The sequence below is a fragment of the Nocardia sp. NBC_00511 genome (assembly GCF_045161165.1).
Taxonomy (GTDB): Bacteria; Actinomycetota; Actinomycetes; order Mycobacteriales; family Mycobacteriaceae; genus Nocardia.
Genome location: NZ_CP107849.1, coordinates 5,200,543 through 5,222,506, shown reverse-complemented (window position 1 = coordinate 5,222,506; position 21,964 = coordinate 5,200,543). Strand labels below are relative to the sequence as shown.

Below are 21,964 nucleotides of genomic sequence, written 5' to 3'. Positions count from 1 at the left end.
CCAGCAAAGGATGGCATCCGGTCCTCGGGCCAGGTTTGAATTCTGGCTGCGCGCAATCGCTGATCTGTGCTGTGGGCGCTGTTAGCGTCGCCGCATGCTCAGCTGTCGAAACTGTGCCTGACGCGCAGGCCCGCGCGTCCCTCATTGTTCTTCTCGCCCCCTCGGTGCAGGTCTGCACCCCCGCCGCCCCCGACGCGGCTCGTATCTCGAGGATTTCCAGATGAATTCGTCCCCCGGCGGGCTCGATCGCCGTCATTTCCTGCGCAGCTCCGCGGTCGCCGCGGCCGCCATCTTCGGCGGTGGCGTGCTGGCCGCGTGCACCTCGGCGGTCAACCAGTCCAAGGGCAGCGGTGACGACAACGCGCAGCCGGTGCGCGGCGGCACCCTGAAGTACGGCGTCGCGGTGGACCTGGTGCCGTCGAACATCCTGACCAACACGGGAACCACGCCGTACGTGGTCGGCCTGGTCTTCGAAAGCCTGACCCGCTACCCGCACGACAAGCTGGAGCCGCAGCCGCTGCTGGCCACCAAGTGGACGGTGTCGCCGGACGGCAAGACCGTCACCCTGGATCTGCGCGACGACGTCAAGTTCCACAGCGGGCGTCCGTTCACCTCCAAGGATGTCGAATTCTCGATCCGCACCTACGCGGATCCGAAGTGGTCGGCGCAGCTCAAGAGCACGGCGGCCGTGGTCACCGGTTTCGACACCAGCGACCCGCACCGGGCGGTGCTCACCCTGGCCCACCCGCTGAGCAACCTGTTCGATCTGCTCGACACCGTGCCGATCCTGGACAGCGAATCCATCGACCAGCTGGGCACCGGTGACAAGATCGTCGGTACCGGGCCGTTCAAGTTCGCCCAGCGAGTTCCCAACTCGCAGTTGGTGTTCGAGCGCAACCCGGATTACCGGATCAAGGACCGGCCCTACCTCGACCGCGTCGAACTCAATGTCATCTCCGACAGCCAGGCTCAGCTCAACGCGCTGCGCACCGGGCAGATCCACCTCGCCGACGCCATCACCTACCGCGACCTGGAGAACCTGGCCAAGACCGACGGCTACGGCACCGTCCGCTACGAGGGTGCGGAACTGCAGTTCTACGTGGGCGCCAATGTGGCCAACCCGGCGCTCGCCGACGTCCGGCTGCGGCAGGCCATCGCCTACGCGCTCGACCGCGACCGCATCGTCAGCGAGGTGTTCCGCGGCGCGGGCTACGCGCTGAATGTGCCGTGGCCCAAGAACTCTCCCGCCTACGACGAGTCCCGCAACACCCGGTATTCGCGAGACCTGAACAAGGCCAAGCAGATTCTCGCGCAGCTGCCCAAGCCGCCGAAGCTGCCGCTCACCTACAACACCTCGCTCAAGACCTACGAGGAGACCGCGCAGATCGTCCAGGCCAACCTGGCCGAGATCGGCATCGAGGTCGAGCTCACCCCCGTCGACAACGCCACCTTCGTCAAACAGCTGATCGGCGGCCAGTTCCCGGGGCTGTGGGTCACCGACCACTCGTGGGCGCAGTTCGTGCCCTCCACGCTGACCGTCAGCGCCTACCCGTTCAACGCGCTCAAGAACGCCTCGCACTACGAGAATCCGGCCTACGTGGCCGCCGCCGACGCCGCCTGGCAACTGCCCGACGGCAGCGGACCGGACGCGGTGCGCGCCTACCAGGCGCTCAGTGATCAGCTGCTGGACGGGCTGTTCCTGATCGAGATCGGCGTGCGCCTCGCGCAGGCGGGCGTGAGCAAGAAGGTGCACGGGTTCAACTGGACCAAGCGCCGCGAGACCGTGTTGACCGAGGCGTTCCTGGCATGATCGCCTACCTGCTGCGCCGGGTGCCGTCGGCGGTGGCGGTGCTGTTCGGGGCGTCGGTGCTGATCTTCCTGCTGCTGCGGCTGGTGCCCGGCGACCCGGCCACCATCCTGGCCGGGCCGGACGCCACCCCGGCGACGGTGGCGGCCATCCGGCATCAGCTGGGATTGGATCGGTCCATTCCGGCCCAGTACCTGAGCTGGCTGCACGGCGTGGTGACCGGCGATCTGGGCCGGTCCTACCTCATCGGCGGGCAGATCTCCGAACTCATCGGCCGCGGTCTGGCCAACACCCTGGTGCTGACGCTGTCGGCACTGAGCCTGGCGGTGGTGGTGAGCCTGGCGCTCAGCGTCTCCGCCGTGCTGTTCGATCGGCGGTGGCTCAATGCCGTTGTGGCCGCGATCAATACGGTCGCGGTGGCGGTGCCCGCGTTCGTGACCAGCGTGCTGCTGGTGCTGCTGTTCGCCGTCGTGATTCCGGTGCTGCCCGCGGGCGGGATCCCGCCGGACGGGTTCCTCGCGCATCCGGACATCACCGTGCAGTACCTGCTGCTGCCCTCGGTGTGCCTGGCGTTGCCGGTGACCGCGGCGCTGACCCGGTTTCTCACCGAGGCGCTGCGCACCGAGCTGCGGCAGCCGTATGTGCTCACCGCTCGCGCGCTGGGAATTCCGCACGGGCGCATCGTGACTCGCGGGGCGCTGCGCAACGCGCTGCCGACCATGCTGACCGTGCTCGGTATTCAGACCGGGCAGCTGCTGGGCGGCGCGGTGCTGGTCGAGGCGGCGTTCGCGTGGCCGGGCATCGGGGAGTTGATCGAGCAGGGCATCAGCCGCCGGGACTATCCGGTGGTGCAGGCGCTGCTGCTGTTCTCGGTGGCGGTGTTCGTGGCCATCCAGCTCGTCACCGATGTGGTGCACGCGTCGCTGGATCCACGGATCCGGATCGGAGGGCGGGCATGAGTACCGACGTCATCGTGGCCGACGAGACCGAAATCGTGCGGCATGCGGAGGATTCCGCGCCGGCACCGCTGCGCTCGCTGCTGCGGGGGCAGGGGCTGGCGGGGCTGGTGCTGATCGCCATCGTCGCGGTGTTGGCGCTGGCGGCCGGACTGCTCACGAATTACGGTCCGCTCGAACAGATTCCGAACGCCAATCTGCTTGGACCGAGTGGCGCGCACTGGCTGGGCACCGATCAGCTCAATCGCGACGTGTTCGCGCGGCTGCTGCACGGCACCCGGGTGGACCTGCTCATCGCGCTCACCGCGGTGCCGCTGGGGGCCGTCGCGGGGTCGCTGGTCGGGCTCGCGGCCAGCCTCAACGGGTTCGCGGATGTGCTGGCGCAGCGGGTGTTCGACCTGATCCTGGCCTTTCCGACGCTGATCTTCGCGATCGCGCTCACCGCGGTCACCGGACCGGGGGCGCACGCGGTGGTGATCGTCATCGTGGCCACCGAGATTCCCATCTTCGGCAGGCAGATCCGTACCGCCGTGCTGGCCGTACGGGAGCAGCCGTACGTCGAGGCCGCCGCGGTGATCGGGGCGGGCAACGGGTGGATTCTTCGAAAGCATGTGCTGCCCAACGTGATCGAGCCGCTGAGCGTGCAGTTGGCGTTGTCGCTGTCGCTGGCCGTCTTCGTCGACGGGGCGATGAGCTTCATCGGCATCGGGGTGCGGCCGCCGGATCCGTCGCTGGGCTCGCTCATCGCCGAATCCACCCGCACCCTCGACGCCAACCCGGCCATGGCGGTCGGACCGCTGCTGGTGGTCTCCGCCCTCACCCTCGGATTCCTGTTGATCGCCCAGGCACTGGGCCGCGCCCGGAGGCTCGGATGAGCGACCACGACGACACCGCACCCCTGCTCGACATCCGGGATCTGGTGATCCGCTTCGGCGACCGCACCGTCGTGGACGGCGTGAGCCTGCGGGTGGGGCGGGGCGAAACCCTGGCACTGGTCGGCGAATCCGGCTCCGGCAAGTCGCTGACCGCGCGGGCCGTGCTCGGGCTGCTGCCCGACGGCGCGACTGTGAGCGGGTCGATCCGGTTGGACGGCACCGAGATCGTGGGGGCCGCCGAGGCGGAACTGCGACCGCTGCGCGGGACCCGGGCCGCCATGGTCTTCCAGGAACCGCAGACGGCACTGAATCCGGTGCAGCGCATAGGAACCCAGATCGCCGAGGCGCTGCGGGCGCACGGGAGGATCGGCAAGGCGCAGGCGCGGGCGCGGGCGGTGGAACTGCTCGGGCTGGTCGAGATCCCGGAACCGGAGAAGCGGGTCGACTGGTATCCGCACCAGCTCTCCGGCGGGCAGAAGCAGCGGGTGGTGATCGCGCTGGCGCTGTCGGGCGAACCGGAGCTGCTGATCGCCGACGAACCGACTACGGCTTTGGACGTCACCGTGCAGGCCGAGATTCTCGAGCTACTGCGAGACCTCCAGCGGCGCAACGGGACCGCGGTGCTGTTCATCACCCACAATCTCGGTGTGGTGGCGGCCATCGCCGATCGGGTGACCGTGCTGCGGGCGGGGCGGGTGGTCGAAACCCAGCCGGTGCGTGAGCTTTTCGCCGCCCCGCGCGAGGACTACACCCGCGAGCTGCTGGCGGCGGTGCCCTTGCTGCCGGATGCCGGGGCCGCCGCGTCGGACGTGGACGCGGACGTGAAGGCCGCGACCTCGGTGCAGAGCGGTGCGGCCGTTGTGGCGATCGCATCCGCACCGCAGGTGGCCGCGACGTCTGCGGCTGCGCGCGTCGACCACCGCGGGCTTGGTGATGACGGAGTCCACGGCGGTGAATCCGGTGGTCGCGGTGAACCGGAACCGGTGCTGGAGATCTCGGACCTGTCGGTCGTCTATCGCAGCCGGGGGCGCAAGTTCCAGGCGTTGCACGAGGTGTCGCTGACCCTCGCGCCGCGCGAGGTGGTCGGGCTGGTCGGTGAATCCGGTTCCGGCAAGAGCACTCTCGGCCGGGCCGCGCTCGGGCTGGTGCCCGCGAGTTCGGGTCGGGTGGTGTTGCAGGGCATTCCGCTCACCGGGTTGTCGCAGCGTGATCTGCGCGGGCTGCGCAAGCAGGTGGCGCTGGTGCACCAGGATGTGACCGCGTCGCTGAACCCGCGGCGCTCGGTGGTCGACGCCATTGGGGAGCCGCTGGTGGTGCATCGCGCGGCCTCGGGGGCGCTGTTGCGTGCCAAGGTCGGCGAGCTGCTCGAATCGGTGCGGCTGCCACGCGAATACGCGCAGCGGCGGCCGGGGGAACTCTCCGGCGGGCAGCGGCAGCGGGTCGCGCTGGCGCGGGCGCTGGCTCTCGCGCCGCGGCTGCTGGTGGCCGACGAACCCACCAGTGCGCTGGATGTGTCGGTGCAGGCGCAGGTGCTGGAGTTGTTCGCGGACTTGCGTGCGGAATATGGATTCGCGTGCCTTTTCATCAGTCACGATCTGGCCGTGGTGCATCAGGTGGCGGATCGGGTGCTGGTGCTGCGGGAGGGGCGTACGGTGGAATCCGGGCCGGTGGCAGCGGTTTTCGGGGCGCCGCGCGAGGAGTACACGCGCCGCCTGCTGGACGCGGTTCCGGCACCGGATCCGGTGCGGGCACGAGCCTCGGAATCGGCGCCGATCGCGGTGCCCCTGGCGCTCGGGGCTTGACGGAATTCGTGAAGCACTAATTCCGCATTGCGTGCAGAGACACACCGGACATATACCAACAGGAGTATTCGGTGATACTGATTGGATTAGTCGTACTGACCGGTTTGTTCTGAAATCTGTGTAATTATCCGTCCCGAAGGTGATCTCGGCGGCGCTTCCACCGGGAAGCGCGGTGGGCGTGGAGATTCCGTGAAGGAGGGACCGTGGTGGGTGTCGGAGCTGCATGTGGACAGGACTATCGGGAACTCGAGGCGCCCACCTTCGGAAACATGCTCCGGCGGTTGCGCGACAATCGCGGTGTTTCCCGCGAACGTCTGGCATTCAACGCCGGGGTAAGCGCCAGCTATATAACGCATTTGGAGAAGGGCGACCGCGGCAACCCCACCCGCGAGGTGGTCGAGGCGCTCACCCGCTACCTGGACCGGCTGCTGCCGCTGTCCGCCTCCGACCGGCGCCAGCTCACCGACCTCGCGGGCCTGGTCGGAGGCGAATTCCCGACCGTGGAGCAGCTGCGTGCGGCCATCACCCCGGAGATGCGGCGGGTGCTCGAACTGCATCGACCGAATCTGGCCGCGCTGCTGGACACCCGGGCGAACATGCTGGCCAGCAATGAGGCTTGGGAACAGGCTTTCCCGGGCGTGTCGGAAGACGGCAATATGTTGCGTTGGTTCTTCGGCAATGAGCTGGCCACCCGCGTCATGGTGAACTGGGAGGCCGATGCCCGGCAGATCGCACGGTGGATGCGCGGATTGATCGGGCGGTCGGGCCACGCCGAAGGATTCGCCGATCTCATTCGCGAACTCGGGGAATTCCCGAAATTCCGGCAGGCGTGGTCGGACGGCGGTGTGGAGTTCGCGCCGCACGTATGGACGCTGCAACTGCGCAACCCCGTGACGGGGTTGCGGCGCAAGATCTACGCGCAGACCGGGCGAATGGACGGCGGGGCGTACCCGGGACATTTGCTGGCGATTCTCGGACTGCCCGGCTGAGGGGGTGCTGACGCCGCGCTGTCAGCGAGAGGTACTGCAAAAGCATTGGAGTGCAGCGGTTCTGCCGTGGGCGAGCCGTGGGGTACCTTGGATGCGGCACGGATACTAGACGGTTGGTTCAGCCAGGATGGTGTGGTCATGCGAGACGCGGTGATCGTCGCGGCGGTACGGACGCCCATCGGACGGGGCAAACCCGGCGGTGCACTGGAATTCGTGCACCCCGTGGATCTGATGGCGCACAGCCTGCGCACCGTCGTCGACCGCACCGGCCTCGATCCCCGGCTCGTCGACGAGGTGATCGGCGGCGTCGTCAGCCAGGTCGGCGAACAGGCCACCAATGTCACCCGCCGCGCGGCCCTCGCCGCCGGCTACCCGGAATCCGTGCCCGCCACCACCGTCGACCGGCAGTGCAGCGCCAGCCAGCAGGCCCTGCGCTTCGCCGCGCACGCCGTCATCGCCGGAGACTGCGAGATCGCGGTCGCCAGCGGCGTCGAATCCGTCAGCCGCATCCCCATGGGCACCAGCCTGCTCGACGCCGACAACCTCACCGGCGCTGCGTTTCTCGAGCGATATCCGCAAGGCGTGCCCTGGCAGGGCATCAGCGCCGAACTCATCACCGCCCGCTGGAATCTCAGTCGCGCCCAACTCGACGACTACGCGCTCGAGAGTCACGCCCGCGCCGTCGAAGCCACCAAGAACGGCCTGTTCGACACCGAACTCACCGCGCCCGTCGAGGACCTCGCCGTCGACGAGGGCATCCGCTTCGACAACAACGCGGCCGCGGTCCGCACCCTGCCCGCCGCCTTCCACAACGACGCCATCGCGCGGCGCTTCCCGGAGATCCGCTGGCACATCACCGCGGGCAACTCCTCGCAGCTCGGGGACGGCAGCGCCGCGGTCATGGTCACCACCACCGAGAACGCGCGGCGGTTGGGGCTCACCCCGCTGGCCCGCATCCACAGCCACATCGCGGTCGGCGACGACCCCTTCCTGATGCTGACCGCGGTCGTACCGGCCACCGCGAAGGTGCTCGGCCAGACCGGATTACGGCTGTCGGACATCGATCTCATCGAGGTCAACGAGGCGTACTCGAGCATCGTGCTGGCCTGGGCCCGGGAGACTGGCGCGGATCTGACCCGGGTCAATGTGCACGGCGGCGCGATCGCCCTGGGGCATCCACTCGGGGCCAGCGGCGTGCGCATCACGGCCACCCTGGTGCATGCCCTGCGCGCTCGCGGGGCCCGCTACGGACTACAGACCATGTGCGAGTCCGGTGGTCAGGCCAACGCGATGATCATCGAAGCGCTGTACTGACGAGCGAATCGGGCCTCAGCCGCGCAGCGGGATGAACTCGGCCAGTGCGCCGTCCTGCGCGTCGGCGGGCACGATCACCACGCCCTCACGGTCGAGTAGGTCTGCGAGATGGGCGGTTTGGAGGCGGAGGTCGCCCTGCCAGCCGCCGGTCGCCAGGGCGCGGGCGGGCACGATGCGGGCCACGGGGGCGGTGAGTTCGGCCGCGTTGACCAGCGGGCCCAGCAGTGGGCGGGGGGCGCTGGCGCCGGTCAGGCCCTCGACGGTGGCGGGCAGCAGGGCCAGCAGGGTGGCCACGGCGGCGAAGGGATTGCCGGGCAGGCCCAGAAGCATTGGGCCGGAGGACAGTTGAGCGGCCACCGTGGAGCCGCCGGGGCGCAGGCGCAGGCGGCGCAGCAGCAGGGTGGCGGCGGTGCGGTCCAGGGCCGCGCGCAGCTGGTCGGCCGCGCCGCCGCCGGTCGCGCCGATCACCAGCAGCAGATCGCAGTCGGTGGCGGCCGCGAGCACCTCGTCGAAGGCGTTGGCGGTATCGCGCAGATGCACCAGGTCGAGGGTGGTGACGCCGTACCAGGACAGGATGCCGGGCAGGATCGGGCCGATCGAATCGCGGGTCTGGCCGGGATGCAGCGGACCGCTGCCGCGAATCTCGTCGCCGGTCATCACGATTCGCGCGCGCACCGGGCCGCGCACCGCGGCGGTGATGACCTCCGCGCTCGCCGCCACCGAGATCAGCGCCGCGGTCACCGGGGTGCCCGCGGGGGCCACCGGATCGCCGGGCTGCCAGTACTCGCCGCGGCGGCGGACGTCCCCGCGGATCGGGGTGTCGGGTAGTCGATGCAGCAGGCCGTCGGGGCCGTGCTCGGCGAACTCGTCGCGGACCACCGAGGTGGTCCCGTCCGGCACGTGCGCGCCGGTGGCGATGCGCACCGCCTCACCGCTCAGCAGGCCCGCCGGGCGCTCGCCGCCCGCGAATCCGATATCGCGGCGCAGCCGCCACGGGCCCTCGCCGCCGACCGCGTAACCGTCCATGGCCGAAACATCGAAGCGCGGCAAGGCATCCGCGGCCAGCAGCGGTTCGGCGAGGGTGGCCCCGCGGGCGGCGCGGAGGGTGGCCGGGCGCACCGGCAGCCGGGAGATGCGGGTGCGCAGCACATCCCGGGCCTCGTCGAGCCACAGCGGTTCGGCCGCGCGCCCGGCGGCGGTGCGGGCCTTGCGAATATCGTCGGGGGTGTCGCAGTCCTCCACCCCGGCCAGTGGCAGCGTCGCGGTGTCGGCGGGGACCAGGGCCTTCATCGGCCGATTCACCACGGAGTCCAGCTCATCGAGCGCCCGGGTGAGCGCGGCGCGCCGCCACACGCCCACCAGGTACTGCGGTCGGCCCGAGGCGTCCGCGGCGAACACCGCGTCGCTGCCGGATTCCTGTGCGCGGGAGAGCAGTTCGTCGACCGCCTGCGCGCTCAGGAACGGCATGTCGGCGGCCAGCACCACGATCAGCGCGGCCGGGAACTCGCATCCGGCCAGGGCGCCCAGGCCCGCCGCGATGGCCGCGACCGGACCGGCTCCGGCCGGTACCTCCTGTGCCTGAAGGACTTCCGGCGGCAACTCCGGCCGGTGCGGGCCGACCACCACCACCCGGGTGCAGGCGGTGACGGCGGCCAGCGCGGCATCCAGCATGGACTGGCCGCCGACCACGATGGCAGGCTTGTCGACGCCACCCATCCGGCTGGCCTTGCCGCCCGCGAGCACGATCGCGTCGATGGTCGTCACGATTCGAGTCCGCGCGCGCCGAGGGTCATGGTCGAAGATCGTAGTGGTGGCGGGTGCCGTCCGAACCAGCGGTGCCCGTGGTCCGAATACTGGTCGGCACTGTCCGATAGTTGGTACGTATCACCCGAAAGCTGTGCTTGCTAAGCAATTGCCGATAGCCGTTACGTTATGCGATTGGTCACGACACATAGTAGAAATGGTGATGTTTTAACCTTTGACACAATGGCATATGGCAGTATCCGAGCCGAGTGACCGGCGGAGTATGAGGCGTTCGGCTGTTTGCACCAGACGTCACACCGAGTCCCACTGTCCGGAACCAGAGGGTCTCAGAGCGATGAAGGTTGGTTTGCTGAATGTTTGTGGAGAGGGAACGGCGTGGGGCTTGGCGTGAAACCGAATAGGGACTCCGATGATCTGAAGCCACCGACATTCGGACTGCTGCTGCGCCGCCTGCGTGACGCCCGGGGTGTATCGCGCGAAAGGCTCGCCTTCAACGCGGGCGTGAGTGCCAGCTACATCAGCCATTTGGAGAAGGGTGATCGCGGCCATCCCACCCGCGAAGTGGTCGATGCGCTGCTGCGATATCTGGACCGAATAACCCCGCTGTCCGCCGTCGAGCGTCGTCACCTGCTCGACCTGGCCGGACTCGGGGTGGGGGAATTCCCCACCGTGGATCAGCTGCGCGCCGAAATCACCGACGACATGCGCCGGGCGCTGGACCTGCACGAACCCAATCTGGCCGCCTATGTCGACACGCGCTGGAATGTGCTGGCCTGCAACCAGAGCTACGAGCGGGCGTTCCCGGGCCTGGCGCAGGACGTGAATATCCTGCGCTGGCTGCTGGGCAACGAACGCTCCCGCGAGGTCATGGTCGAGTGGGAGGACGAGGTCCGGTTGACCGTGCACTGGTTGCGCGGTCTCATCGCCGGTTCTGGAGATACCGCCTGGTCGGTTGAATTTCTCGCAGAACTCGGGCGATTCGGACTATTCCGGGAAATGTGGGACGAAGGCGTCGCCGCCTATGGGCGACCCCGCGCCACCATGCATCTACGCGAATCCGGCTCCGGCCGCCGCCGCGATATCGCGGTGCAGATGTTCAGCGTCTTCAACGCGGCCTACCCCAGCCAGATTCAGATCTTCCTCGGCATTCCCAGCTGGTACGAGAACATCACCGCCGCCGAATAGGGCGATCCGCTCCAGCAGCCGGATCAGCAGCGGCGCAACCACATCCGGATGCGTCCAGGCCGCGCCGTGCCCCGCGCCGGGGATGGTGACCACACCGGCGGCCCCCGCCAGCCCGGCGGCCAGCGCCTCGGACTTCTGCGCGGTGCTGGTGCCGTCGTGACTGCCGCGCACCACCAGCGCGGGCGCGGTGATCTCCGGTAGTCGGTGCAGCACCGAGCGGCGGTCCATCAGGCAGCGCGCGGCCGGGATCACGGCCTGACGGTCCGAGCCGTACCAGGCGCTGGTCCAGGTGCGCCACTGGCGCGGATCGGTGCCGCCGATCAGCTGCGGGGCCAGCTCGGCCACCAGCGGCGCCAGGGGCTCGGCGCTCGCCCAGCGGTCGAAGAACTCACGGTAGTAAGCCAATTCGGCCGCGCTGCAGGCTCCGGCCTCGGTATCCACCAGCGCGAGCCCACGCACCCGCTCGGGCGCCAGCAATGCCATGCGCAGGGCGGCCCAGCCGCCCTGGCCGGTGCCGCCGACGACTGCGGTGTCGATGCCGAGCGCATCGAGCACCGCCAATCCGTCGGCCGCCAGATCCCAGCTGCTGAAGGGTTCGCCATCAGGTGACTGGGTAGCTCCGTGGCAGCGCGCATCGAATGTCACGAGATTGATGCCGGAGGCTGCCAAAGGTTCGCGCAACGGCTGAAACATGGTGGCGTCCATGAGGAATCCATGGGCGAGCAGGAGGGTGGGTCCACTGATATCGCTGGTGACGTAATGGATTGTGGCTGAACCGGATCGCACATAAGGCATGGTCAGACCGTAAACGTCGGGAGTGGTCGCTCCCTATATGTTTGCCCGAGTGGTGCCAGGCACCCTTCGGTGACGTTCCCGATGGGTACCCACACTGGCCAGTGTCAGTACTGCTAGGGGTTTGCCCCAGATCTCCCCAAAACTGGACAACAAGATCACGCGCCATTTTTAATCAGGCCGTAGCGCTTTTGGGACAAGCGCAAATTTCATAGGGAGGTAACAATGTTCGACGTCACCACCGCAGCTCGCCGCAACGACTTCCGAGTCGACCGCGGCGCCGGATTGCGAGCGTCGCTGGAGGGATTGCTGCTTCACGACGGTGTCGGCCTGGACGCGCGTATGCGCCATGCGATTGCCGCCGTAGTCCACCTCGCAGTAGACGCGCCGCTCGGGATCCCGGAAGACGCCGAAGAATTCCTCGGTCGCCTCGACGCCTCCTGGCTGTTCGCGGCCTGGAACGACAGCGATCAGGAACTGTCCATGCTCAACACCCTTGCCGGGGGCGAAGTTCCGGCATTGAGCTGGTGCGAACTCATGTTCACCACGGCATTGGCGCCGTGGTCGGGCACCCCGGCGGCAGTGCACGCCAGGCGCGTCTTCGTCAGCGGCGAACAGGCCAAACTGGCCGCCGTCAGCGGTGACTGCGCAATGGGCCGCGGGTAATCCACGGCGCGCACGTATTTCGAACCGAAAACGTTTTGAAGGGATGTCAGAAGTGAAACTGCTTTTCACCAATTTCGATGCGATGTTCGAAAACCTTGCGCGCCGCGATGGATTCGAGAACGAATCCTGGCATCAGCAGGCGCTGTGCACCCAAACCGATCCGGAAGCGTTCTTCCCCGACAAGGGCGGCTCCACGCGCGAAGCGAAACGCATTTGCTCGGGCTGCGAAGTTCGCAAGGAATGCCTGGATTACGCGCTGAGTCACGATCAGCGCTTCGGCATCTGGGGTGGGCTCTCACCGCGTGAACGCCGACGGCACGAACGCGGCGCCGCCTGAATTAGCGCTGCAGCAGACAGAATTCATTTGTTTCCGGATCGGCCAGCACCACCACCGGACCATTCGCCGGTGGAATGCCCGGGCCGACCGGTAGGGCGCCCGCGGCCTGCAGCCGGGCCGCCTCCGAGGCGGGATCATCGGCGGGGAAGGCGATGAGATCCAGATGGAGGCGGCCACGATCGCCCGGAGCGTCCGGCGTGCGCAGGAACTCCAGCCACGGGCCCTGCCCGGTGGCCGCGCGAATGCCCGCGTAGTGCTCACCGTCATGGGTCAGCGGCCACCCGGACGCCGCCGACCAGAAATCGGCCAGCCGCCGCGGGTCACGGGTATCCAGCACGATGGCCGCGACCGCACCCGTATCCACATACTGCTCACGCGGTTCCAGGACACAGAACTCGTTGCCCTCCGGATCCGCCAGCACCGCCCACGGCACCTCGCCCTGGCCCACATCCACCCGGCGCGCGCCCAGCGACAGCGCCCGATCCACCTGCACGCCTTGATGGTCCAGCGAACGACTCGACAGATCCAGGTGGATGCGGTTCTTCGGCAGCGGGCAGTCGGGGACGCCGCGGCGGGTGGCCAGGAAGGTCAGCGACACATCCGGGGCATCGGGATCCGGGGCGGCGACATCGACCGCGACGGCTCGCTCCACGGTGACCTCCCAGCCCAGTAGCTCCGCCCAGAAATGAGCCATCGTCCTGGGGCACACCGCATCGAACACCACGCAAGCCAGCCGGGTGGACATGCGTTCCACGGTAGCCGCCCGGCGGGGTGGCGCGGGTCAGGTTTCGTCGAACCGAAAGCGGGCGCGCCGCAACACCACCCGGCCGTCCGCGACGGGACAGCCCTCGGCGATCAGCTCGGCCAACTGCCTGTGCGCCAAATGCGGTGCGGGCGTACCGTTCGCGCGCAACACCCGATGCCACGGCAGGTCCGCGGAATCGGTGCGCATGATCCAGCCGACCGTGCGCGGCGTCGACAGACCGGCGGCCGCCGCGATATCGCCGTAGGTCGAGACCCGGCCCGGCGGAATCGAAGCCACCAGTTCCCGCACCCGCTCGATCTCGGCGTCGGTGGTCGCCATCTCAGAGCACCGACCGCAGCAGCGCCGCCGTCTCGGCGGGACGGGACTGCGCGACCATGTGATCGCAATCGAATTCGTGCACGGTGAGATCGGCTCCCAGTCGCTCGGTGAGGGCGGCGCGGAACGCGGGTGTCACGAAGGGCGGCTGCACCTTCATCGCCTGCACCAGCACGGTCGGCAGACCGCGCGGCGGCAGCACGAACGGGCGGGCCAGCTCACCCCAGTAGGCGACGATGGCGGGCAGCGTCATCCGCCAGCCCACCCGGCCGCCGGGGGTCGGCACCAGGTGCTCGGCCAGTTCGGCCTCCAGGATCCCGGGGTCCACATCCGCCCACGCGGTCTCGAGCTTGTCGAAGCGGGCCTGCTCGACGTTCGCGTAATCCGGGGACTCGAGCATGGCGGTCGCGATGTGCAGCATGAAGTCCGGATCGAGGCCGATCGCCGGATCCAGCAGCACCAGCGCGCGCACCAGCTCCGGATGGCGGTGCGCCAGCTGCACTCCCGTGGCCGCGCCGAACGAATGCGCCAGCACCACCACCGGTTCGCCGGTCTCGGCGCTCAGCGTGGCCACCAGATCATCGACGAGGGTCTCGAAATCCCAGGGCGGCACGCCGGGCGACCTCCCGTGGCCGCGCAGGTCCGGTGCGATGATCCGCACGTCGGGCAGGTGCGATTCGGCCAGCGCCGCCCAGCGTGCACCGTGCCCGGTCAGCCCGTGCAGCGCCAGCACAACCGGACCGGTCGAGGGACCGAAACGATGAATATGAAGATCCGCCACCCCGCCCATTCTGCTGCCTCGCGGCCCGATGAACAGCGCCTGCACTGTGACCGGCGGCACGGACAACTCATGGCAAACGAAAACTGTCGGGCCGGTCTGTTGAAATAGCCGACGTGATGCGATCGGATAGCTCGGTGCAGTTGGTGCGCCGAGCCGAGGCAGAAACCCACTCCCGGGAGTGGTCTGCCGAAATCCGCCCGCTGCTCGAGGACTTCGGAGCCGACCCCGGCTGGCGGCCGTGGCAGGTGCTGGGCGGACCCGGCACCGGCAAGACCACCCTGCTGGCCGAGGTGGCCGCCGCCCGCATCCTGGCCGGGGCCGATCCGGAATCGGTGCTGGTGCTCACCTACACCAAGCGGGCCGCCACCGCCGTGCGCACCGCCATCACCGCCCGCGTCGCCGCGGCCGCCCCGGAAATCGGCGGGGTGCCCGGGGCCACCCGCGCACCCCTGGTCCGCACCCTGCACTCCTACGCCTTCGGACTGCTGCGCACCTTCGCCGCCGAACAGGGCAATCCGCCGCCGCGGCTGCTCACCGGATCCGAACAGGACATCGTGATCCGGGAGATGCTGCGCGGCGACCTCGACGACGGCGCCGCGGACTGGCCCGAGCGACTGCACCCCGCGCTGCCCGCCGCCGGATTCGCTGAACAGTTGCGAGACCTCATGTTGCGGGCCACTGAACGCGGCCTCGGACCCGAGGACCTGATCGAACTCGGCCGCGCGCACCGGCATCCGGAATGGGTCGCCGCCGGGCGCTTCGCCGAACGCTACGAGCAGGTGATGATGCTGCGCTGGTCGGTCGGCATCGACGTCCCCGAGGCCAGCGCCCCCGCCCTGGACGCCGCCGAACTGGTCACCGCCGCCCTCGACGCCTTCCTCGCCGACCCGGAACTGCTTGCCGCCGAACGCAATCGACTGCACTGCCTGCTCGCCGACGACGCGCAGCACCTGGACCCGCATGCCGCCCAACTGATCCGCGCCCTCGGCAGTGGAGCCGCCACCACCGTCCTCGCCGCCGACCCGGACCAATCCGTCTTCACCTTCCGCGGCGCCGACTCCCGCTTCGCCACCGACCCCGGAGCCGCACCCGACCGCCGAATCATCCTGCGCCACAACCACCGTTCGGTCCTGGCTGTCCAGGAAGTAGCCGACCGGCTCGCCGCTCGCATCCCGGGGAGCCCGGCCCACCGCACCCCGCCCACCGCGCCGCCGAATCCCGAAACCGGTGGAAACGACCACCGGGCGAAGCGATCATCCCGGCCCGACAGCGGCGCGGCGGTTCCGTCCGGATCCCATGGCGAACCGGGGTATCCGTCGGAGAGCGGCGACCGCTTCCACGGCGCGCGGGTGGCCAGGGACCGAGCGGTCGAGGCCAGGCATGCGCGCACCGCCGCGGACGAGAATGCCTGGGCCAGTGCGCCACCCGAGGGCGATGTGCAGGTCCGCGTACTGACCACGCCCGCCAAGGAAGCGGCGCTCATCGCCGACCATCTGCGCCGAGCGCATCTCACCCATGGCGTGCCGTGGTCGCAGATGGTCGTGATCGTGCGCTCGGTGCCGCTCTCCCTGGCTCCGCTGCGCCGCGCCCTGCTGGCAGCGGGCGTACCGGTCCGGCAGCCACCGGCCGATGTGCCACTGGCTCGCCGTCGCGGTGCGGCCTGGATGCTCCAGGCCCTGCGCGCGATCACCGCGGGGGATCCGACCGCGCGACGTCATCCACGACCCATGCCGTTCACCGCCGACGACGCCTTGGACCTGCTCGCCGGTCCGCTCGGCGGCGCGGATCAGATCAGCCTGCGCCGCCTGCGTCGCGGAATCCGCCGCGCGGTCCTGGAACTCGGCTACCCGGAGCAGGCCGAGGACGAAGACGCGGCTGATGCGGAAAGCGGTGCCAGCCGGGCGGATCGGGCTGCGGTCGTCTACGAGGGTGGGGTGGACGGGGAGGCGGCGCGGTTCGCGGATCTGGATCGGTCGTCGGCGGAGATACTGCGGGATCTGCTGGTGGGCAAGGGGAATCGGGTACTGCTGGAGAAGTTGACGCGGGTCGAGGCCGCGCCGTTGCAGCGGGTGTTGAAGGCGCTGGGGCGGGCCGGGAAGGTGCGGCGGGACGGGGGCGGGCTCGAGGACGTGCTGTGGGCGGTGTGGACGGCGTCCACGCTGGAGCGGCGGTGGGTGGGGCAGTCCGAGCGCGGGGGAGCGGTCGGGATGCAGGCGGATCGGGATCTGGACGCGGTGGTGGGGATGTTCGAGGCGGCGGCCGCGTATGTGGACCGGCTGCCGCGCGCCACCATCGAAGGGTTCGTGGAATACCTGGAGCAGCAGCAGATTCCACAGGACAACGCGCCGGTCACCGACCCGGGGGAGGCTGTGACCATCTGCAGTGCGCACGCCGCGGCCGGGCGGGAGTGGGACACGGTGGCGGTCGCCGCTGTGCAGGAGGGGATCTGGCCGAACCTGCGGCCGCGCGGCACCCTGCTCGGCGTCGAGGAGCTGGTGGATCTGCTTGCGGGCGTGGGTGGTTCGGGCGAGAAGGTGAGCCGGGCCGCGCCGCTGCTGGCCGAGGAGCGGCGGCTGCTGCTGGTGGCGTGCAGCCGGGCGAAGCGTTCACTGCTGGTGACCGCGGTCGAATCCGTCACGGGGGACCAGGATCTGGTGCCGTCGCGGTTCCTCGCCGAACTCGACGCCGACGCGGACGCCGGGCAGCCGGGCCGGATTCCGCCGCCGATCGACCCGGGGCGGGCGCTGGCCATGCACGCCCTCATCGCCGAATTGCGCGCCGCCGCTTGCGATCCGGAGGCGCTGCCGGAACGCCGGGCGCGGGCCGCCCGACAGCTGGGACGACTGGCGGAGGCAGGCGTACGCGGCGCGCACCCCGACGACTGGTACGGCACCGCCGAACTCTCCAGCACCGATCCGCTGTGGGACAACGTGGACGGGGCCATCGCGCTGTCGCCGTCCACCGTGGACCAGCTCTCCACCTGCCCGCTGCGCTGGGCGCTGGAACGCCACGGCGGCGGTGACGGCGAGAACCCGCACGCGCTCAAGGGAAATCTGGTGCACACCCTGGTGCAGGCGCTGGCCGGGCAGGTCAGCGAGGCGCAGGTGAAGCAGGCGCTGGTGAAGGCGTGGAAGAAGGTCGACCCGGGCGCGCAGGAGGGCGAGAACTGGTATTCCCGTGCCGAACTGCGCCGCACCGAGACCATGGTCGACACCTTCCTGTCCTGGCTGCGCAATACCCGCGACGAGCTCACCTCGGTCGGCGTGGAGGTGCCGGTGGACTGCATCCTGCCCGCGCGCGGACCGGGCGAGCAGGCGGTGCGGATCAGCGGCCGGGTGGATCGGGTGGAGCGGGATGCGTTGGGGCGCTTCGTCATCGTCGACGTCAAGACCGGCAAGACGCCCATCTCCCGGCAGGCCGCCGAGGACCACGCGCAGCTCGCCACCTACCAGGTGGCTGCGGCGGAAGGCGCGCTCGGCGACGGCGAACCGGGTGGCGCGCGACTGGTGTACGTGGCCAAACCGAACGCGAAAGAAGGTGCGACTCAGCGCATGCAGCCGGGTCTCGACGCCGACGGCATCGACGCCTGGCGCGGAGTCATCCACGACGCCGCCGACGCCTCGAAGGGACCCAGCTACCTGGCCATGCGCAATGACGGCTGCCGGCACTGCAAGGTCGCCGGCAGCTGCCCGGTGCAGGACACCGGTCGGCAGGTGACCGACGAGTGATCAGCCCGCGTCAGCTCGCCGACGCTCTGGGCCTGCCGCCCCCGACCGACGAACAGGCCGCCGTCATCTCGGCCGAGCCGGGACCGACGCTGGTGGTGGCCGGTGCGGGCGCCGGCAAAACCGAGACCATGGCCGCCCGGGTGGTGTGGATGGTCGCCAACGGCCTGGTCGAACCCGAACAGGTGCTGGGCCTCACCTTCACCCGAAAAGCCGCCCAGCAGTTGACGACCCGCATCCGCACCCGCCTGGCCCGCCTGGCGGGTGCGCCGCTGCTGCGCGACGTCGACCCCACCGGCCGGTTGCGCGGCGTCCTGTCCAACTCCGAACCCGAGATCAGCACCTACCACTCCTACGCGGGCCGCCTGCTCACCGAATACGGCCTGCTGCTCCCCGTCGAACCCACCGCCACCCTGCTCACCCAGACCCAGCTCTGGCAGCTCGCCTACCGGGTCGTCTCCACCTGGGACGGCGACCTCGACACCGACCGCAGCCCCGTCGGCGTCACCGAAGCCGTCCTCGCCCTGTCCGGCCAACTCGCCGAACACCTGGTGGAGCCGCACCAATTGGCAAGCGCCCACCTGGAATTGGAGCGCCTGGTCGATACGCTGCCCGCCGGTCCGAGGCAGAAGGGCGGCCCGAAGAAAGCCCTGCGCGACATAGTCGACGCCCAGAAGGACCGCGTCGCCCTCCTGCCCCTGGTCGAGCGTCTGGCCGAAGAACTCCGCCGCCGTGGCGCGCTGGACTTCGGCGCACAGATGTCACTGTCTGCCCGCCTCGCGGCGACCCATCCGGAAGTCGGTGCGGCAGAACGCGACCGCTTCGGCCTCGTCCTACTCGACGAATACCAGGACACCGGCCACGCTCAACGCATCCTGCTCTCCGCCCTCTTCGGCGCGTCCCGCCCGGCCGCCGCATCGGACAGACGCGACGGTCGCGCCGCCCGGCGGACGGATGCCTCGGCGGCGAAATTCGCTGGCGAAGAACCGCCTACAGGCAGTGGTATTCCGAGGGAAGCCGATCTCGTCGGCCGGACCCCGCCCGACACCAACGATTCATCGGTGGAGTCTGCTGCCGGTGCGGGCCTCGAGAATGGCCGCGATGCGCGCGCGGGTGGACCTGCCGCGCTGCTGGGGGGTGGGGCGCGGCGGAGGCTGGCGGTGACCGCGGTCGGTGATCCGATGCAGTCCATCTATGGGTGGCGTGGGGCTTCGGCGGCGAACCTGCCACGGTTCGCGACCGACTTTCCCTTTGCGCCAGGGGTTCCCGCGCCGATCCTGCCGTTGCTGACCAGTTGGCGGAATCCGCCGGAGGCCCTCGATCTGGCGAACCTGGTGGTGGACCCGCTGCGGCAGCAGGCGATACGGGGCGGTGGGGTCACGGTGGACGCGTTGCGGCCTCGGCCCGGCGCGACCGCTGGGGTGGTGGCCTTCGCGCTGGCGGAAACTGTTGCTGAGGAACGGGATTGGGTTTCGGAGCGGATCGCCGCGGAATGGGCGGCGGCGGCGGACGCGGGGGAGCAGCCGCCCACTTCGGCGGTGCTGGTGCGGCGCAATGCCGATGCGGCGCCGCTGGCGGAATCGCTGCGTGCGCACGGGCTTCCGGTGGAGATCGTGGGTCTGGGCGGACTGCTGCACACGCCCGAGGTCGCCGATATCGTCGCCACCCTGCGCCTGATCGCCGACCCCGCGGCCGGTAGCGCGGCGATGCGGCTGCTGACCGGGGCTCGCTGGCGCATCGGGCTTTCCGATATCGCCGCGCTGTCGCGGCGGGCGCGGGAACTGTCCATTCGGCGACCGGCGGGGCAGTCCGACGCCATCACCGACACCGCGACCCTCGACGAGGCGCTGCGCGAGGTCGCGCCCGAACCGGCCGAGAAGGCGGGGCTCGGCGATGCCATCGCCGATCCCGGTGAGGCGGAGGAGTATTCGCCGCTCGGGTTCGCCCGCATCACCGTGCTCGGTCAGGAACTCACGGCGCTGCGTGAGCGGGCGGGGCAGCCGCTGGCCGAACTGGTCGCCGATGTCGAGCGCACCATCGGCGTGGGTGTGGAGACACAGGCGCGGCGCGCGGTGGCCGCCGCCGGGCGCGAGCACCTCGACGCCTTCGCCGAAGTGGTCGCCGGATACTCCGTGGATCACCGGTCATCGCTCAGTGGCCTGCTCGAATTCCTTTCCGCCGCAGAAGAAGTCGAGAACGGCCTGGAACCCGGCGAGGTCGAGGTCGCGCACGACCGGGTGCAGATCCTCACCGTGCACGCCGCCAAGGGCCTGGAATGGGAGGTGGTCGCGGTGCCGCACGTGGTGGAGGGCACCTTCCCGTCCGGCACCGGCACCGCCACCTGGATGGGCGCGCTCGCCGAACTCCCCACCACCCTGCGCGGCGACCGCGCCCAGGAAGACGCCACCGACGGCGTCCCGGTCCTCGACCTGTCCGACATCTACGACCGCACCGACCTCGAACGTGTTCTGGAGCAACACAAGAAGGCCCTCGCGCACCGCCGCCTCGACGAGGACCGGCGGCTGTTCTACGTGGCCCTCACCCGCACCGAACGCGCCCTGTTCGTCTCCGCTCACCACTGGTCGGAGACCGGCGCGAAACCCAAGGGGCCGTCGGACTTCCTGCTCGAACTCAAGAACGAACTGGAATCCCCGGATTCCGCGCTGTCGCAGGCCATCAGCGTCGATCGCTGGGACGATCCGCCGCTGCCCGACACTCCCAACCCGTTCACCGACAACCCGCAGAGCGCCGCCTGGCCCCGCGACCCGCTCGGCGATCGGCGCGAATCCGTCGAAGCGGGTGCGGCACTGGTGAAGACCGCGCTCACCACCCTGCGCACCGAAGCCCGCCCCGAACAGGCCGCCTTCGACTTCGGCCCCGAATTCCGGCTGCCCGCAACGCATCCCGGCCGCCACGATCCCGCCGAGGACGATCCGGAGGGCTGGGCCACCGACGTGGACGCCCTGCTCGCCGAACACCTCGCCGCCGGGCAATCGGTGCGCGAGGTGGAACTGCCCGGCCAGCTGGCCGCCACCGCCCTGGTCGACCTGCGCGCCGATCCGGCCAAACTGGCCGCGCGCCTGCGCCGTCCACTGCCGTACCCGCCCAGCCCGTACACGCGCCGCGGCACCGCCTTCCACGCCTGGCTGCAACGCTGGTTCGCGGGCACCCGCCTGCTCGGCTTCGACGACCTGCCCGGTGCGGCCGATGTCGCCGACACCGACGCCGACCTGATGCGCCTGCAGGAGGCCTTCCTCGCCTCGCCGTGGGCCGAACGCAATCCCGTCGAGGTGGAGATCTCCTTCGAAACCTCCATCGCGGGCACCGTGATCCGCGGCCGCATGGATGCCGTCTTCCGCACCCCGGACGGCGGCTGGCTGGTGATGGACTGGAAGACCGGCGCGGAACCCGCTGCCGCGGAAGAGGATTCGGTTTCGGTTCAGCTGGCCGTCTATCGGCTGGCCTGGGCGCGCCTGGAAGCCGCCCGCAGCGGCCTGCCGGAAGCCGACATCCTCGCCCGCATCGGCGCGGCCTTCCACTACGTCCGCAGCGGCCGCACCATCTCTCCCGAACACCTCCCCGGCCCGACCGAACTCGCCTCCATCATCACGACCGCCGCCCCCCGCAAACTCCCCCCGATCCCACCTCACGACCCGGAGGACGACGCCCCCACCGCCGTCGAATTCCTGCGCCCCCCTCCGGATCCCGCCGCAATTCCCCTCCCCTTCGACGACTACGACCCGGGCCCACCACCCGAGGACCGCATCTACCCGCCGATCGACCCGGCCTATCCGCCGATCGATTTCGAGCCCCCGCCGGACCCCGAATGGTTCCCACCCGACCCGCTCGGCGGCTGATTCCGCGCGCGATCGCCGGGCGACGCGCGCGCC

The 21,964-nt window shown here is 69.8% G+C and carries 15 protein-coding genes and 1 pseudogene; 11 read left to right on the top strand and 5 right to left on the bottom strand.

Annotated features, from left to right (window positions below; translation table 11 throughout):
- Nucleotides 1-220: 220 nt before the first annotated feature.
- From OG300_RS24550 to OG300_RS24525, 6 genes are all read left to right on the top strand, one after another.
- Nucleotides 221-1,810 (top strand): ABC transporter substrate-binding protein, encoded by a 1,590-nt coding sequence (locus OG300_RS24550; RefSeq protein WP_405485354.1) that lies wholly within the window; start codon nt 221-223, stop codon nt 1,808-1,810.
- Nucleotides 1,807-2,766 (top strand): ABC transporter permease, encoded by a 960-nt coding sequence (locus tag OG300_RS24545; RefSeq protein ID WP_405485352.1) that lies wholly within the window; start codon nt 1,807-1,809, stop codon nt 2,764-2,766. Before OG300_RS24550 ends, OG300_RS24545 begins: the two co-directional genes overlap by 4 nt.
- Nucleotides 2,763-3,638, top strand: coding sequence for an ABC transporter permease (locus OG300_RS24540; RefSeq protein WP_405485350.1), 876 nt, complete (start codon nt 2,763-2,765; stop codon nt 3,636-3,638). The genes OG300_RS24545 and OG300_RS24540 overlap by 4 nt, the downstream gene beginning before the upstream one ends.
- The gene (locus OG300_RS24535) at nt 3,635-5,440 is read left to right on the top strand and encodes a dipeptide ABC transporter ATP-binding protein (RefSeq protein WP_405485348.1); all 1,806 of its coding nucleotides are present in this window, start codon (nt 3,635-3,637) and stop codon (nt 5,438-5,440) included. Before OG300_RS24540 ends, OG300_RS24535 begins: the two co-directional genes overlap by 4 nt.
- A 206-nt stretch (nt 5,441-5,646) precedes the next feature.
- Nucleotides 5,647-6,429, top strand: coding sequence for a helix-turn-helix domain-containing protein (locus OG300_RS24530; RefSeq protein WP_405485346.1), 783 nt, complete (start codon nt 5,647-5,649; stop codon nt 6,427-6,429).
- A 138-nt stretch (nt 6,430-6,567) separates the two neighbouring features.
- Entirely contained in the window at nt 6,568-7,743 is a 1,176-nt protein-coding gene (locus OG300_RS24525) for a thiolase family protein (protein WP_405485344.1), read from the top strand.
- Nucleotides 7,744-7,758: 15 nt separating this feature from the next.
- On the opposite strand, the gene OG300_RS24520 is transcribed toward OG300_RS24525, so the two are convergent.
- Nucleotides 7,759-9,507: an NTP transferase domain-containing protein gene (locus OG300_RS24520; RefSeq protein WP_405485342.1), complete on the bottom strand. Its 1,749-nt coding sequence runs from the start codon at nt 9,505-9,507 to the stop codon at nt 7,759-7,761.
- Nucleotides 9,508-9,894: 387 nt separating this feature from the next.
- Between OG300_RS24520 and OG300_RS24515 the strand changes: the two genes are divergently transcribed.
- Nucleotides 9,895-10,692, top strand: a complete 798-nt coding sequence (locus OG300_RS24515; protein WP_405485340.1) for a helix-turn-helix transcriptional regulator — start codon at nt 9,895-9,897, stop codon at nt 10,690-10,692.
- A gap of 45 nt (nt 10,693-10,737) precedes the next feature.
- Here the strand turns inward: OG300_RS24515 and OG300_RS24510 are convergent.
- Nucleotides 10,738-11,487 (bottom strand): annotated as a pseudogene (locus OG300_RS24510) (alpha/beta fold hydrolase); the annotation flags it as partial.
- A 222-nt stretch (nt 11,488-11,709) separates the two neighbouring features.
- Between OG300_RS24510 and OG300_RS24505 the strand changes: the two are divergent.
- Both OG300_RS24505 and OG300_RS24500 read left to right on the top strand, forming a co-directional pair.
- Entirely contained in the window at nt 11,710-12,150 is a 441-nt protein-coding gene (locus OG300_RS24505) for a hypothetical protein (RefSeq protein WP_405485338.1), read from the top strand.
- Between the two features lie 82 nt (nt 12,151-12,232).
- The gene (locus OG300_RS24500) at nt 12,233-12,487 is read left to right on the top strand and encodes a WhiB family transcriptional regulator (protein WP_405498650.1); all 255 of its coding nucleotides are present in this window, start codon (nt 12,233-12,235) and stop codon (nt 12,485-12,487) included.
- Between the two features lies 1 nt (nt 12,488).
- Here OG300_RS24500 and OG300_RS24495 read toward each other — a convergent pair whose 3' ends face one another.
- From OG300_RS24495 to OG300_RS24485, 3 genes are read right to left on the bottom strand one after another with little or no spacing between them, the layout of a single operon-like run.
- Nucleotides 12,489-13,232: a VOC family protein gene (locus tag OG300_RS24495; protein ID WP_405485336.1), complete on the bottom strand. Its 744-nt coding sequence runs from the start codon at nt 13,230-13,232 to the stop codon at nt 12,489-12,491.
- 36 nt (nt 13,233-13,268) lie between these two features.
- A complete protein-coding gene (locus tag OG300_RS24490) occupies nt 13,269-13,571 on the bottom strand; it encodes an MGMT family protein (protein WP_405485334.1) in 303 nt (100 codons plus the stop codon).
- Nucleotide 13,572: 1 nt separating this feature from the next.
- The gene (locus tag OG300_RS24485; RefSeq protein ID WP_405498649.1) at nt 13,573-14,358 is read right to left on the bottom strand and encodes an alpha/beta fold hydrolase; all 786 of its coding nucleotides are present in this window, start codon (nt 14,356-14,358) and stop codon (nt 13,573-13,575) included.
- Nucleotides 14,359-14,465: 107 nt separating this feature from the next.
- Between OG300_RS24485 and OG300_RS24480 the strand changes: the two genes are divergently transcribed.
- Complete coding sequence (locus tag OG300_RS24480; RefSeq protein WP_405498648.1) at nt 14,466-18,077, top strand: ATP-dependent helicase; 3,612 nt, start codon at nt 14,466-14,468, stop codon at nt 18,075-18,077.
- Complete coding sequence (locus OG300_RS24475; RefSeq protein WP_405485332.1) at nt 18,074-21,931, top strand: ATP-dependent helicase; 3,858 nt, start codon at nt 18,074-18,076, stop codon at nt 21,929-21,931. Before OG300_RS24480 ends, OG300_RS24475 begins: the two co-directional genes overlap by 4 nt.
- The last annotated feature ends 33 nt before the right edge of the window (nt 21,932-21,964 follow it).